At 68.2% G+C, this 15,010-nt stretch carries 10 protein-coding genes; 5 read left to right on the forward strand and 5 right to left on the reverse strand.

Features of this window, described 5'->3' with window-relative positions:
* Window positions 1–130: 130 nt before the first annotated feature.
* Window positions 131–682, reverse strand: coding sequence for a helix-turn-helix transcriptional regulator (locus tag HALNA_RS14655; protein ID WP_049938089.1), 552 nt, complete (start codon window positions 680–682; stop codon window positions 131–133).
* Between the two features lie 326 nt (window positions 683–1,008).
* On the opposite strand from HALNA_RS14655, the gene HALNA_RS14660 reads away from it, so the two are divergent.
* Both HALNA_RS14660 and HALNA_RS14665 read left to right on the forward strand, forming a co-directional pair.
* Window positions 1,009–2,718, forward strand: a complete 1,710-nt coding sequence (locus HALNA_RS14660) for an L-lactate permease (RefSeq protein ID WP_394324591.1) — start codon at window positions 1,009–1,011, stop codon at window positions 2,716–2,718.
* A 102-nt stretch (window positions 2,719–2,820) separates the two neighbouring features.
* A complete protein-coding gene (locus tag HALNA_RS14665; RefSeq protein WP_049937078.1) occupies window positions 2,821–5,835 on the forward strand; it encodes an FAD-binding and (Fe-S)-binding domain-containing protein in 3,015 nt (1,004 codons plus the stop codon).
* Here the strand turns inward: HALNA_RS14665 and HALNA_RS14670 are convergent.
* The 3 genes from HALNA_RS14670 to HALNA_RS14680 all read right to left on the reverse strand — a co-directional run bounded on the left by HALNA_RS14670 (window position 5,832) and on the right by HALNA_RS14680 (window position 7,664).
* Window positions 5,832–6,590, reverse strand: coding sequence for a helix-turn-helix transcriptional regulator (locus HALNA_RS14670; RefSeq protein WP_049937079.1), 759 nt, complete (start codon window positions 6,588–6,590; stop codon window positions 5,832–5,834). The two genes, HALNA_RS14665 and HALNA_RS14670, sit on opposite strands and share 4 nt — an antisense overlap.
* 223 nt (window positions 6,591–6,813) lie before the next feature.
* Complete coding sequence (locus HALNA_RS14675; protein WP_049937080.1) at window positions 6,814–7,233, reverse strand: GIY-YIG nuclease family protein; 420 nt, start codon at window positions 7,231–7,233, stop codon at window positions 6,814–6,816.
* Complete coding sequence (locus HALNA_RS14680) at window positions 7,230–7,664, reverse strand: thiol-disulfide oxidoreductase DCC family protein (RefSeq protein ID WP_049937081.1); 435 nt, start codon at window positions 7,662–7,664, stop codon at window positions 7,230–7,232. The genes HALNA_RS14675 and HALNA_RS14680 overlap by 4 nt, the downstream gene beginning before the upstream one ends.
* An 89-nt stretch (window positions 7,665–7,753) precedes the next feature.
* On the opposite strand from HALNA_RS14680, the gene HALNA_RS14685 reads away from it, so the two are divergent.
* Window positions 7,754–10,054 (forward strand): DEAD/DEAH box helicase, encoded by a 2,301-nt coding sequence (locus tag HALNA_RS14685; protein ID WP_049937082.1) that lies wholly within the window; start codon window positions 7,754–7,756, stop codon window positions 10,052–10,054.
* On the opposite strand, the gene ppk1 is transcribed toward HALNA_RS14685, so the two are convergent.
* A complete protein-coding gene (gene ppk1, locus HALNA_RS14690) occupies window positions 10,051–12,318 on the reverse strand; it encodes a polyphosphate kinase 1 (RefSeq protein WP_084510168.1) in 2,268 nt (755 codons plus the stop codon). The genes HALNA_RS14685 and ppk1 overlap by 4 nt on opposite strands.
* Before the next feature lie 162 nt (window positions 12,319–12,480).
* On the opposite strand from ppk1, the gene HALNA_RS14695 reads away from it, so the two are divergent.
* Both HALNA_RS14695 and HALNA_RS14700 read left to right on the forward strand, forming a co-directional pair.
* Window positions 12,481–13,632, forward strand: a complete 1,152-nt coding sequence (locus tag HALNA_RS14695) for an alpha-1 4-glucan-protein synthase (protein ID WP_049937083.1) — start codon at window positions 12,481–12,483, stop codon at window positions 13,630–13,632.
* Between the two features lie 209 nt (window positions 13,633–13,841).
* A complete protein-coding gene (locus HALNA_RS14700; protein WP_049937084.1) occupies window positions 13,842–15,008 on the forward strand; it encodes an ABC transporter substrate-binding protein in 1,167 nt (388 codons plus the stop codon).
* Window positions 15,009–15,010 lie beyond the last annotated feature (2 nt).

Consider the following 15,010-nt stretch of genomic DNA (forward strand, 5'->3'; position numbering starts at 1 on the left):
GAAGTCGGGACAGTGAGAGGTCGGTGTCGCGCCGAAAAAAAGGGACCGGTCGGCGGGCTCGGACGGAGTGTCGTAACCGTATCCCGGATCGTCTCGGCGAATCACCGGTACTGACGTACAGTGACCTGCCTCAGTCGCCGCCGAGGAAATGCCAGAGGTGGCCACGCTCGGCGGGCGGATCGACACCCGGGAGTCCCTTCAGCGCCGGCTGGATGGCGTTCCACCACGCCTCCGCGGACTCGTAGCCCGCGGGGTTGTCGTGGTAGACATCGCGGAGGAAGTCGGCCTTCTTGGCCTCGGGGTTGGACGCGAGGTAGTCGTAGGCAGCCGACAGCGCCTCCCGCCGCACCTCGAGGGTCGGCCCGCTTCCGGGGAGCGCCGCGTCCCGGATGGCGTTGTCGACGGCGAGTGGGCGGCCGTCGTCGGGGTCGGGACCACGCTCCATCGGCACCCACCAGACCCGGCTCCGGGCGCCGACCTTCCGCGTCCGGAGCCGTCCCCGGTCGACGAGCGTCTCCAGCTTGTTGTGGGCCGTCCGGCGCGAGCAGTCGAGCGCCGTCATCACGTCGCTCGCGGTGAGCGGCCGAGCGAGGTCGTCCCGTTCGTCGAACACCTCCAGCGCCCGCTCCGGCGGGATGTGATCGGCGTACTGCCCGTCGTCGTTTCGGGGCCGATCGCTCATGCCGAATCCCAGTTCACACGTAGGCATAAGCCTTTGCACACGAAAAAATACCCACTGCACACGTGTGAATTTTCCTTTTCGCTCGTGTGCACCGGATTTCGGCGGGACGATAGTAACCGGCATAGAACGCTTCAAAACCCGTAATTTGCCAGTTCATTCGACTGAACGTCGCCTCGAACGACACGTCGGAATCCGAGTGACCATCACGAAAAGCGAGGAACGCCGGATATATATCGGGGTAAACGGTGGCATAGAACGATGCCAGATCGATTAGCGAACGATTGTGGAACGAATCGGACGGCGGTCGACGCCGGGGCGGTGGCGTGATGGCGGCCATCGACGTCGCCATCGCGATGTTGCCGCTGGCGGCCATCGCGTACCTGATGGTCGGGCGATTCTGGCCGGCGACGCGGGCGATGCCCGTCGCGTGGGTCGTCGCCATCGGCGCCGGCTACTTCGGGTGGAACATGTCGCCGACCTGGATCGGCGCCGCCACCATCAACGGCTTCATCACCGCCGCGAACATCCTCTGGATCGTCTTCGGGGCGATCCTCCTGCTCTATACGCTCAAACGGACCGGGGCCTTCGACGCGATCAATCAGGGCTTCGCCTCGATCAGCGACGACCGGCGCGTGCAGGTCGTCCTGCTCGTTTTCCTGATGGGCTCGTTTATCGAGGGCGCGGCGGGCTTCGGGACGCCCGCGGCCATCGTCGGCCCGTTGCTGGTCGGCCTCGGCTTCCCACCGCTCGCGGCCGTCGTGGTAGCGCTCACCGGCAACCTGATGGCGATCACCTTCGGCGCCGTCGGGACGCCGCTCATCATCGGCATGATCGACATCTTCGGGGACGTGGAGGTCATCAACTCCGCCGTCGCCGCACAGGGCATGACTGTCCAGGGATGGGTGGCCGAAATCGCGGTGTGGGCGGCCTCCTTCCACGTCGTCGTCGGCGCCGCCCTGCCGTTCATCGGCGTGGCGATGATGACTCGCTTCTTCGGCGAGGAGCGCTCGATCAAGCCCGCACTCGAAGTCCTGCCGCTCTGCCTGTTCGCGTGGGCCTCCTTCGCCGTTCCCTACTGGGCAACGGCGTACGTCCTCGGGCCGGAGTTCCCCGGCCTGATCGGCGCGATGGTCGGCCTGTTCGTCACGGTCGGCGCGCTCAAAGCCGGCTTCTTTCACCCCGACGAGGAGTGGGACTTCGCCGAGCAGTCCGCGTGGCCCGACCACTGGGTCGGCGACATCCAGCCCGGCGAGTCCTCCTCGCGCGAGGCACACGTCGCCGCCGACGGCGGCACCGTCCAGACCATGTCGCTCCCGCGGGCGTGGGCGCCCTACGCCCTCGTGGCGCTGCTGCTGGTCGTCACGCGCGTCGTCGGCCCGGTGACGACGTTCCTGCAGTCGAATCTCGTCTTGCAGTGGCAGGGAATCCTCGGCACGTCGCTGTCGGCCTCGTTCGCCACGCTGTACCTGCCCGGTGCGGTGTTCGTCGCCGTCCACCTGCTGACCATCCCGATCCACGGGATGTCCACCGACGAGGTCACGGGCGCGTGGAGCGAGACGATAGAGAAGGTGACACCCGCCGTCATCGCCCTGCTCTTCGCGGTGGCGACGGTCCAGATCATGCTCCAGTCGGGAACGGCGACTGGGACCGACGGCATGCTGATCGTCCTCTCCGATACGATGGCGGGGGTCGCCGGCGGCGTCTACCCCTTCTTCGCGTCGCTCGTCGGCGCGCTCGGGGCCTTCCTCGCGGGATCGAACACCGTCTCCGACATCCTGTTCGGCACCTTCCAGTACGGCGTGGCCGATCAGATCGGCTTCCCGCGGACGATCATCCTCGGCGCGCAGGCCGTGGGCGGGGCCATCGGTAACCTGATCGCCGTCCACAACGTCGTGGCGGCGCTGGCCGTCGTCGGCCTCGTCGGCGAGGAGGGACGCGTCATCCGCTACGAACTCATCCCGCTCGCGTACTACGCGACGGCGACGGGACTCCTGACGCTGCTGTTCGGCTACGTGCTGTTCCCCGGCGTGTTCTGATACGTGTTCCCGGCGGGTCGCCGGGACCGACGGACAGCAACCCGTACGAGCGCGTCGGTCGATACCCCCCATTTTATGCGGCTATGCACCAAGTGGCCGCCAATGGCAACGACAGGCGACGCCGACATCGATCCCGCGTCGGCGGGCGATTACGACTATCGAAGCGACGGCGTCGACCGACCGGGAATGGTCGACGACCTGAACGGGCTGATCGCCGGCGACGTTCGATTCGACGACTACTCCCGACAGCTCTACGCCACCGACGCCAGCGCCTACGAGATGACGCCCATCGGCGTCGTCTTCCCCACCTCGACGGCCGACGTGGCCGCAGTGGTCGAGTACTGCGCCGAGCGGGGGATTCCCGTCCTCCCGCGGGGCGGCGGCACCAGCCTCGCCGGCCAGACCGTCAACGAAGCGGTCGTCCTCGACTTCTCGCGGACGATGACGGACGTACTGGAGATGGACCCCGACGCCCGGCGCGCCCGCGCCCAACCCGGCGTGAAACTCGGCGACCTCAACGCCGAACTCGCCCCCCACGGGCTGAAGTTCGCACCCGACCCCGCGTGGGGCGACAAGAGCGTCCTCGGCGGCGCCATCGGCAACAACTCCACCGGCGCCCACTCGCTGAAATACGGGAAGACCGACGCCTACGTCGAGGAAGTCGAGGCCGTCCTCGCGGACGGCACAGTGACGACGTTCGGCGAGGTGACACTCGACGAACTGCGCGCGGGCGCCGACCCCGACGGGTCGCTCGAAGAACGGTTCTACGCCGAAACCCTCCGCATCGTCGACGAGGAGGCCGACGAGGTGCGCGAGAAGTATCCGGACCTGAAACGCAACGTCTCCGGCTACAACCTCGACGTGCTGATCGACGAGGCCGAGTCGGGGTCGGTCAACCTCGCCCGCCTGCTCGCGGGCAGCGAGGGGACACTCGCCATCATCACGGCGGCGACCGTCTCGCTCGAACCCCTCCCGGAGACGAAAGCAATCGGCCTGTTGACCTACGACGACCTACTCGACGCGATGGAGGACGTGGCGCCGATTCTGGAGCACGACCCCGCCGCGGTGGAGGTGATGGACGACGTGTTGCTCGATCTGGCACGGGAGACGGCCGAGTTCCAAGACGTGGTCGGGATGCTCCCCGAGGGGACGGATTCGGTCCTGCTCGTGGAGTTCTACGCCGACAGCGACGACGAGGGTCGACGCAAAGTGGCGGATCTGATCGCCGACCGGGTGCCCGGCGGCGAGTCCGACGCGGACCCGTCGGCCGGCGCCGCGGACCTGACGGCAGACTCCCGGCGCGCCCGGGCGGCGATGGAGGCCCACGACGCCGAGACGCGGGAGAAGTTCTGGAAGATGCGCAAATCCGGTCTCCCGATCCTGCTTTCCCGCACCAGCGACGCCAAACACATCGCGTTCATCGAGGACACCGCCATCCCGGCCGAGAACCTGCCCGCCTACGTCGCGGACTTCCAGGAGATCCTCGACGATCACGACACCTTCGCCAGCTACTACGCCCACGCCGGCCCGGGCGTCCTCCACATCCGCCCGCTGGTCAACACGAAGACGGTCGACGGCATCGAGACGATGGAGTCTATCGCCGACGCCGCGACCGATCTGGTCGTGAAATACGACGGCTCGGTGTCGGGCGAACACGGCGACGGCCGGGCGCGCACCCAGTGGAACCGGAAGCTGTACGGCGACCACCTCTGGCAGGTGTTCCGCGACCTGAAGACCGCCGTCGATCCCGACTGGCTGCTCAATCCCGGAAACATCTGCGGCGACGCCGACATGACCGAACATCTCCGGTTCGACGCCGACTACGAGTTCGACGCCGGCTTCGACCCCGCCTTGGAGTGGGACAACGAGAACGGCCTCCAGGGCATGGTCGAACTCTGTCACGGCTGTGGCGGTTGTCGCGGTCCACAGGAGACGACCGGCGGCGTCATGTGCCCAACCTACCGCGCCAGCCAGGAGGAAATCACCGCCACCCGCGGCCGGGCCAACCTGCTCAGACAGGCCATGAGCGGGAACCTCGACGACGAGGCCACCGACGTGGAGTTCATGCACGAGGTGCTCGACCTCTGTATCGGCTGTAAGGGCTGTTCGAAGGACTGCCCCAGCGAGGTCGACCTCGCGAAACTGAAAGCGGAGGTGACACACGAACACCACCAGCGCCACGGCTCCAGCCTCCGGGACGAACTGTTCGCGAACATCGACGCGCTGAACGCGCTCGGATCGAAACTCGCGCCCCTCTCGAACTGGGCGGCGAAGGTGCCCGGCGCCCGCCTGCTGATGGAGAAGACGGTCGGCATCGCGCGGGACCGCTCGCTCCCCACCTTCCACCGCGAGTCGCTGGTCGACTGGTTCGACGCCCGTGGCGGCGCGCGAGTGGGCGAAGACGAGGCCGACCACCGCGTCCTCCTCTTTCCCGACACGTACACGACGTACAACGCGCCGGAGGCGGGGAAGGCGGCGGTTCGCGTCCTCGAAGCCGCCAACGTCCACGTCGAGATTCCCGAGGCCGTGACCGGGAGCGGCCGGCCGCCGTTCTCGAAGGGCTTTCTCGACTTGGCCCGGGAGCAGGCGGCGACGAACGTCGACGCCCTCGCGCCCCGGGTTCGGAACGGCTGGGACGTGGTCGTCGTCGAACCCTCCGACGCCGTAATGTTCCAGTCGGATTATCTGGACCTCCTCTCGGGGCCGGACGTGGAGACGGTGGCCGCCAACAGCTACGGCATCATGGAGTACGTCGACGCCCACCGCCTCGACGAGGCCCTCGACGTCGACGCGCCCGACGAGACGTTGACCTACCACGGCCACTGCCACCAGAAGTCGACACGGAAGGACCACCACGCGGTCGGCGTGTTGCGGCGGGCGGGCTACGGCGTCGACCCCCTCGATTCGGGCTGCTGTGGCATGGCCGGCTCATTCGGCTACGAGGCCGAGCATTTCTCGATGAGCACGGCCATCGGTTCCATCCTGTTCGATCAGATCGACGCCAGTTCGGGCGACCGGGTCGTCGCCCCCGGCGCCTCCTGTCGCACCCAACTCGGCGACCACTACGACGAGAAGCCCCCGACACCCGTCGAGGCGCTGGATCGGGCGCGGCGCTAGACGGGCGTCGCCGCCGTCCACAGCCGCTCGTAGAGCGCGCGCGCCCACCGCGTCGCCGCGGGGTCGTCGGTGCCGAGAAAGCCCCGCGGCGACTCGTCGCGGTAGACGACCAGCCCCATCTCGGGGCCGTCGGGCGTCTCCGCGAGAACGAGCGTCACGGGGTCGTCCCGGTCGAGACGGCGGAGCGACACGTGGCCGAGGTCGATCACTTCCTGCAACTCCCCGGGCCGCGTCGTCCGCTGTCGCTCGATGATGCGTTCCGTCGTCAGGAAGCAGCCGGTCATGCCGTCGAGTATCCGGTCGTGGTAAAGCCGGGCGTGGCGCGAGAGAAACCGCCCGGTGTACGCCGAGACGTGGGTGGCGTCGGCGACGAGGGTGGAGACGCATTCGACCGGTCGGGTGGGGGCGTGGGGTTGTGCCTCGACGACCCGCACGCCGTCGAGGACGGCCGGATCGAGGTCGAACGAGAGGGAGACGCCGTCGAACAGGGGAGCAACGGCGGCCGCGGCGTCGATACGCGCCGCTCGCTGGCCGTGGGCGTCGAGTGCCAGTCGCCCCGGAATCGTCACTCGATACCCGTCGGACGACGACGCCACGAACCCGTGGGTCGCCAGTTCGTGCATCGCCCGTTCGGCGGTCGACCGCGAGATGTCGACCCGCTCGGCCACTCCCACCTTCGAATCCGGCGCTCCGTCGAGCGCGCGAAGCACGTCGATGCGGCGCTCGACGGCCGCGACGGGGGAGAGATCGGTCATCGACCACCACCCGGTCCAAAACAATTATATATCATTCGTCACGCTGCGACACATTCTGCAGGGGGTAACATGAACATATCGTCGAATGTGTTTAGTAGTGCCGGGGTGCCTCTGACACAGGGTTCGTGGCGGGTTGCCCGGCCCGCCGCCCGAGCCGACGCCCGAACCGGCGGGTTCGCCCGGATCCGCCGGCTCGGGTGTCCCCGGTCGCGCATTTTCGAGTTCATCCCGACCGCCTGACCGCCCGGTGTGCCGATTCGACCGTCGCCCGCAACTGCTCGACGTCGTCGTTGCCCGCCAGATGCGAGCGGCAGCCACAGTCCGAGGCGCCGAAGCCAGCGACGGGACCGGCGGGGAGCCGGCCGGCGATGTCGCACTCGGCGTCGACGCCGGGCGACGTGACGACGGTGCGGAGTTCGGTGGCTGGGTGGCCGAGCAGGTAGTCGACGTGCCAGTGCCGGGTGTCGCTCTCGCCGGCCGCGAGGCGGCGGTGCCGGTCGACGCGGGCGAAGCCGCCGCTCCCGAGGGCGCTCCCGGTATAGGCGTACGCGCCGGGGGAGAGGGCGTGTGAGCCGAGCGCACCCACGTCGAGTTCGACCGCCTCGGGAAGCGCGAGCAGGAGGGTGTACGTGCCCCCGGTCATCGACGGCCGGTCGGTGCGTCGGGGGACGCCGCGGCCGTGGCGAGCGCCGGGAACCGCTCCCGGGCGGCGTCGTCGAGTCGGGAGACGCCGTGGTAGTCGTCCGGGTCGCGGCCGCGGCCGGAGAGACGCCCAACGACGTTCGCGATGTGGTCGTAGTTGTCCCGGACGAGCGCCCCGACGACTCCGGGGGTACCGGCCCGGTCGGCGAGTTCTTGGGCCGCGGACCGTCCGGCGTACACCCGTCCCCGTGCGGCGTCGACGAGGAACATGGCGAACGGCGTCTCGCCGTACTGCGCGTCGAGGAAGGTCTGTGCCGCGTCGTCGTACCACGAAATCGAGCCGGTCGACGGGAGGTTGCGGAGCGCCCGCGCCGCCACGGAGCAGTAGGCGCAGTCGCCGTCGTAGATCAGCACCGTCTCGGGACTCGTCATGAGCGGTCGTTGGGTTCGCGGGCGCAAAACGGTGTCGCGGGCACCCGTTCGACCGCAATCCGTATGTCCGCGCCGTCCACACCGCCAGTGTGGACGCCGTCGACCGACTCCGAGCGCGTGCCGACGCGGACCAGCTCGCCGACTACCGCCCTGTCCCTGGCCGTGACCCGATATACGCCGACTGTGATCTCGAACCGCGACTGGCGAGCGCGCTCGACGGGCGGGGGATCGACCGGCTCTACCGCCACCAGGTCGAGGCTATCGAGGCCGTCCGCGACGGACGGGACGCCGTGCTCGCGACGCCGACGGCCAGCGGGAAGAGCCTCGGGTACACCGTCCCCGCGTTCGAGCGGGCGATGGACCACGGGGGGCGGACGCTGTATCTCGGCCCGCAGAACGCTCTCATCGCCGATCAGGCGGACGGGCTGGACGAACTCGCCCGTGCGCTGGGGTTCGGCAGCCGCGTCTCGGTCGCCACCTACACCGGCCGGCTCTCGCAGACCGAAAAGCGCGACGTACGTGACCGCCGGCCGACGGTCCTCCTCTCCAACCCCGATATGCTTCACTACGGCCTCCTGCCGCACGGCCACCGGCTGTGGGAGTGGCTCCTCTCCTCGCTCGAACTCGTCGTCGTCGACGAGGTCCACGGCTACCGTGGCGTCTTCGGGAGCCACGTCGCCCTCGTCTTTCGGCGGCTGGCCCGCCTGTGTGAACGCTACGGGAGCGACCCGCAGTTCGTCTGCTGTTCGGCCACCATCGGCAACCCGGTCGAACACGCCGCGCGGCTGACCGGGCGCCCGGAATCCGGCTTTGCCCTCGTCGACGAGGACACCAGCGGTCGGGGACCGCGCCACTGGCTGCTGTGGAACCCGCCGGCGTACGAGGGCGGCGAGGGGTCGGGCCGTCGCCGGTCGAGCCACGTCGAGACGAAGCGGCTGTTCGTCGACCTGGTGGCTGCGGGCCACCGGACGCTCGCTTTCACGCGGGCCCGCCAGACCGCCGAGCGCTACGCCACCGAGAGCGCCGACACCCTCCGCGACCGGGGCAAGCGCGACCTGGCGAACCGGATCGAGGCGTACCAGGCCTCGCTGCGCGACGACCGCCGGCGCGACATCGAGGACGGACTCCACCGCGGCGACGTACGGGGCGTCTGGAGCACGAGCGCGCTCGAACTCGGCGTCGACGTGGGCGGGCTAGACGCCGTCCTCCTCGACGGCTACCCCGGGACCCGGATGTCGACCGTCCAGCGCGCGGGACGGGCGGGCCGCGGCGACGACCCCGCGGTCGTCGCCCTCATCGCCGGCGAGGACCAGTTGGACCAGTATCTGATGGACAACCCCGACGACCTCTTCGACGGCGACCCGGAACGGGCGACCGTCGACCCCGCGAACGAGCACCTGTTGCCCGCCCACGTCGCCGCGGCGGCGACGGAGAACTGGCTGTCGCGGGCGGACGAGGCATATTTCGGCGAGGGCTTCGCGGACGTGGTGGCGGACCTCGAAGCCGAGGGCGAACTGGAACGCCGCGAAACGAGCGAGGGGATGCGGTGGACCCACGCGGGCGACCACAGCCCACAGCACGGGACGAGCCTCCGCACCGTCGACGACCGCGAGGTCGACCTGCTGGCCGACGGGGACGTGATCGCCACCCTCGGCCTCGGCGACGCCCTCCGGGATGCCCATCCCGGTGCGATCTATCACCACCAGGGCCAGTCCTACGAGGTGGAAGGGCTGAATCTGGACCGCGACGTCGCCACCCTCCAGCCGACGTGGGCGGACTACTACACCCGCGTCCTGACCGAGAAGTCGATCACGGTGGATCGGGACCGGACGGCGACGCCGCTGTCGGCCCGGCCCGACGTCGACGTGTGCCTCGCGGACGTGTCCGTCACCGAGCGGGTGACTGGGTTCGAGCGCCGGGACGCGAAGCGGGGCGAGACGCTGGGTCGGGAGGCACTCGACCTCCCCGAGACGACGCTGTCGACGACGGCGCTGTATGTCACCGTCCCCGGGGACGTGGAGATGGCGATGCGGGGAATGGGTGACTTCGCCGGCGGCATCCACGCCGCCGAACACGGCCTCATCTCACTTCTGCCACTCGAACTGCTCTGTGACCGGGCGGACGTGGGCGGCCTCTCGACGCCGTATCACGACCACACCGGCGCGAGCACGGTCTTCGTCTACGACGGCTACCCCGGGGGCGTCGGCCTCGCCCGGGGCGCGTTCGATCGAATCGAGCCCCTGCTGGCCCGAACTGGACGAATGATCGACGCCTGTGGGTGTGCGGACGGCTGTCCGGCCTGTGTGCAGTCCCCACACTGTGGGAACGCGAACGAGCCGCTGGCGCCCGAGCCGGCGGTCCACCTGCTGGAGTCGCTGACGGGGGATTAGTCCGTCGCATCGTCGTCCGCGACGGATGCCGCGCCGTCCGCCGCAGTCACGAGGAGGTCGCCGGGACTCGCGGGGTGGTCGGTGTCGATGCCGCGGTCGTCGTCGCTCTCGTGGGCGGCCCGCGTCGCCGCCATCAGTATCTCCTGAGTGCTCCAGACGGGGTCCTCGCCGGGCGTTCGCTGTTCGTAGGTCCCGTCCGACGCCATCTCCCAGCCGGTGCGGTTGTCGTTGCGCATCACTTCGAGGACGAACCGGAGTTGCTCGCGGAGGTCGGAGTCGGTGACGGGCGCGACGGCCTCGACGCGGTAGTCGAGGTTGCGCGTCATCCAGTCGGCGGAGCCGATGAAGTACTGGGGGCTCGCGCCGTCGGTCGATTCGGCCGGGTCGTCCGGCCCCGCGCCGTTCTCGAAGTAGTAGATCCGGGAGTGTTCCAGGAAGCGCCCGACGACCGAGCGGACGGTCACGGTGTCGCTGACGCCCTCGATGTCCGGGCGGAGCCGACAGATGTCGCGGACGAGCAGGTCGATATCGACGCCGGCCATCGACGCCTCGTAGAGTTCCCGCACCATCGCCGGGTCTTCGAGCGCGTTCATCTTGGCGGCGATGCGCGCGGGCCGGCCGGCGCGAGCGTACCGGGCCTCCCGGCGCACCAGGTCGGTGAACCGTTCGCGCATCGTCACGGGCGCGACCAGAAGTTTGCGGAACTCCTCGTCGAGCGACGGTCCGGTGAAGAAGTTGAAGACCGTCACGAGGTCCTGCCCGATGTCGCGGTCCGCGGTCAGGAGGCCGAGGTCGACGTAGCCTTTCGCCGTCTCGGAGTGGTAGTTGCCGGTGGCGACGTGGGAGTAGAGCGTCACGCCATCCGGCTCCTCGCGGACGACGAGGGCCGTCTTGGTGTGGGTTTTCAGCCCCACCGTGCCGTAGGCGACGTGGATGCCGTTCTCCTCGAGTTTGCGCACCCACTGGAGGTTGTTCTGCTCGTCGAAGCGGGCCTTGAGTTCGACCATCACGGCCACCTGTTTGCCGTTGTCGGCGGCGTCGATCAGCCGCTGGATCACCTGCGAGTCGCTCGCGGTGCGGTAGATGGCGGCCTTGATCGCCAACACGTCCGGGTCGTTGGCGGCGGCGTCGAGGAACCGTTGGACGGTGCCGTCGAAGGAGTGATACGGATGGTGGAGGAGCACGTCGTCGCTCGCGATTTCGTCGAACAAATCGCCGCCCTGGAGCGTCACGTCGCCATTCAGCCCCTCGGCGAACCGGGGATGGGGGAGCGGCGACCACCGCTCGCGTTTCAGGTCGGGCCGGTCGAGGTCGGTGAGCGCGTCGAAGTCGCGGTAGTCGAGGGGGCCGCTTCGATAGAACACCTCCTCGGGATCGAGTTCCAACTGGTCGGCGAGAAGGTCCACCATCGCCTCCGGGGCGTCGGCGCTGATCTCCAGTCTGACCGCCATGGCGAAGCGCCGCTGTTCGATCACCTCCTCGATGGCCTCGATCAGGTCCTCCGCGACTTCCTCGTCGCGCCGGACTTCCGCATTGCGCGTGATCCGAAAGATCGCGGTGTCGAGCACCTCGACGTTCGGCATCAGGAGGTCGAGATGTGCCTCGATGAGTTGCTCCAGCAGGATATACCGCGATCCCTCCTCGACCGGGACGAGCCGCGGGCGGTTCTGTGGGACTTTGATCCGGGTGAAGATGGGCTCCTCGTCGGGGTCGTGGCGGACGAAGACGCCGAGCGAGAGGCTGAGATTCGAAATGAAGGGGAACGGATGGGCGGGATCGAACGACAGCGGCGTCAGCGTCGGCATGACCGACTCCTGGAAGTACGCCCGCATCCGCTCGCGTTCCGCGGCGGTGAGGTCCTCGTGGTCGAGGATAGCGATGCCCGCCTCCGCGAGCGCCGGCCGGATCACCTCGCGGTAGCACTCGGCCTGCCGGTCGAACATGGGGCCGGTCGTCTCGAGTATCTCCGCCCACTGCTCGTGGGGCGTCCGTCCGTCGACCGTCGGGTCGGTGATGCCGGCGTCGATCTGCTGTTTCAGGCCGCCGACCCGTTTCATGAAGAACTCGTCGAGGTTGCGGGTGAAGATGGCGAGAAAGCGCACCCGCTCCAGAAGGGGCGTTCGCTCGTCGAGCGCCTCGTTGAGGACCCGCTTCTGGAAGGCGAGGTGGCTCAACTCGCGGTTCAGGTAGAATCGCGGGGCGTCGAGGTCGGGAGAGGCGCACTCGTCACCGTTCGCGCCGTCTGTATCGTCTGGTTCGGACATGACTGGGGATGCCACGGCGTCGTCGCCGTCGCCTGAAATCACCGTACTGGAGGACGAGACTACACAAAGCCGTTGGTATGATTTCTACGGTCCTCTATCGAGAAATATATATCGCTGGCGCGGAGCGACAGGTACTTTAGGTGGGCCTAAACAATGAGTGGCATGGACGCCGACGTGTGCGTGATCGTTCCGACGATACGGGAGTTCGAATGTGTGCGGTCGTACGTCGACAACGCCGAGGCGCACGGCTTCGACACCGACCGACTGGAGTTCGTGCTGGTGACCGAGGATCACTGCCCGACGGGTGAGATGGCGGCGATGCTCGACGACCTGGGCGTGGCGGGCGAGGTGTTCGACGGGAGCCGACGCGAAACGTGGCTCGACGACCACGGCGTCGGCGACTACGGCCACCTGATCCCGGCGCGGAGTCACGCCCAGACGAGTTTCGGCCTGCTCTACCTGTGGGCCCACGACCACCCCTACGGCGTCTTCATCGACGACGATACGCGTCCCCACGACGACGTGGACTTCTTCGGGACGCATCTCCGGAATCTGGAGGGCAAGCGCACCGTCGAGTCGGTGCGCTCGGACGAGAACTGGGTGAACGTCCTCTATCACGCCGCCGACGACCACGGCCTCTACCCCCGTGGTTACCCGTACGCGGCGATGGACGAGACGGTCGAGACGGGGACCCGCGGGGTCGACGACGTGGTCGCCTCGCAGGGACTCTGGACGAACGTACCCGACCTCGACGCGGTGCGTATCCTGATGGACGGCGACCTGCAGGGGCAGGCCGAGACGCGCCTGACCGACGCCGACTTCGGACCGGATTTCGTCGTCGACCCTGGCCACTACCTCACCGTCTGCTCGATGAACCTCGGCTTCCGCCGGGAAGTCGTCCCCGCCTTCTACCAACTCCCGATGGACGACAACGAGTGGTCGGTCGGCCGGTTCGACGACATCTGGAGCGGCGTCTTCCTCAAGCGGGCGGCGGACGTGCTCGGCAAGGACGTGCTGACGGGCGACCCGCTCTGTCGCCACGACAAGGCGCCGCGTTCGACGTTCGACGACCTGCACAACGAGGTGGCTGGGCTGGAACTCAACGAACACCTCTGGAAACTGGTCGACGACGCGGGCGACGACGCCGACACGTACGCTGACGCCTTCGCTTCGATGGCCGACGCCCTGCTGGAGGCGGAGGCCGACTACCGCAACGGCGACTTCCTCGCCCACGTCGGCGAGTGTATGCACGACTGGCTGGACTGTCTCGACGAACTCCAGTCCGTCGAGCGAGCGGTCCCGGCCGACGACTGATAGTGTGTACTGTAACTGTGTACCGGTGGTTCGCCAGAACGGGTCGGCGAACCACCGGTGAGGACGTACAATAATCACTATCCGACCGTAAGCCGGTACCGGCGAGTCGCCATGTCGGTCCGGGACACCGATCCGTCCGGGGCGCGTCCCGACTCGCGGAGTTCCCGAACCGGCAAGTATAAGTGTTTTAGGGCGGCCTAAATCAAAGTATGACGGATCACCGTAGCTCTCGGCGTCGAATCCTCCGACTCGGGGGCGCCGCCGGACTCGCATCGATCGCGGGCTGTAACGGACTGCTGGGCGGCGGCAGTGGCAGCGGCGGGAATGGGGGTGGCGGAACCGGCGGCGAGAACGTCGTCGGTCAGATCGGTTCCGGTCGCTCGCCGTTCGGCGCGCGCGACATCTCCGGCGGCGTCTCGATGGCCGAGATGCCCGATCTGAGCGGCGAGTTGACCCTCTACTCCGGCCGTGGCGAACCGCTCGTCGGCCAACTCATCACGTTCATCGAGGACCTCTACCCCGACCTGACGATCCGGCCGCGATACAACTCGGCCGCGGAACTGGTAAACCAGATCGAAACCGAGGGGTCGGGCAGTCCGGCCGACGTGTTCTACTCCGTCAACGCCGGCTCGCTCGGCGCGCTCAAGGACCGCGAACGGACGGTCGAGCTCCCGACCGAAGTGCTGGACATGGTCCCCGATCAGTTCCACGACAGCGACGGGATGTGGATCGGCACGTCCGGACGCGCCCGCACCATCCCGTACAACACGAACGAACTCTCCGACTCCGACATCCCCGACGACATCTTCGCGTTCCCGGAGACGGAGGCGTTCCGCGACGCCATCGGCTGTGCCCCCACGTACAGTTCGTTCCAGGCGTTCATCACGGCGATGCGCGTGCTCAACGGCGAAGCGGAGACCCGACAGTGGCTCAACGGGATGCTCGAACTCGGCCTCGATACCAACTACGCCGACGAGTTCCTCGTGAGTCAGGCCGTCGCCGACGGCGAACTCCGCGCCGGTTTCGCCAACCACTACTACATCCAGCGGGTGCTCGCCGGCCGGCCGAACGCCCCCATCGCCACCGCGTTCACCGAGGGCGATGCGGGCGCCATCTTCAACGTCGCCGGCGCCTGCGTCCTCGATACCGCCGCGGACACCGACCTCGCCGCCAACTTCGTCCGGCACCTGCTGTCGGCGGAGGCACAGGACTACTTCGCGCGGGAGACGTTCGAATACCCGCTGGTCCCCGGCGTCGAACCCATCGGTCGCCTGCCGACAATCGACGAATTGAACCCCCCCGAGAATTTAGACCTCACCCAGCTATCCGATCTGGAGGGGACGGTCGATCTCCTCCGGGACGTCGGAGTGCTCTGACG

The sequence above is a fragment of the Haloplanus natans DSM 17983 genome, assembly GCF_000427685.1.
In the GTDB taxonomy this organism is placed as follows: Archaea; Halobacteriota; Halobacteria; order Halobacteriales; family Haloferacaceae; genus Haloplanus; species Haloplanus natans.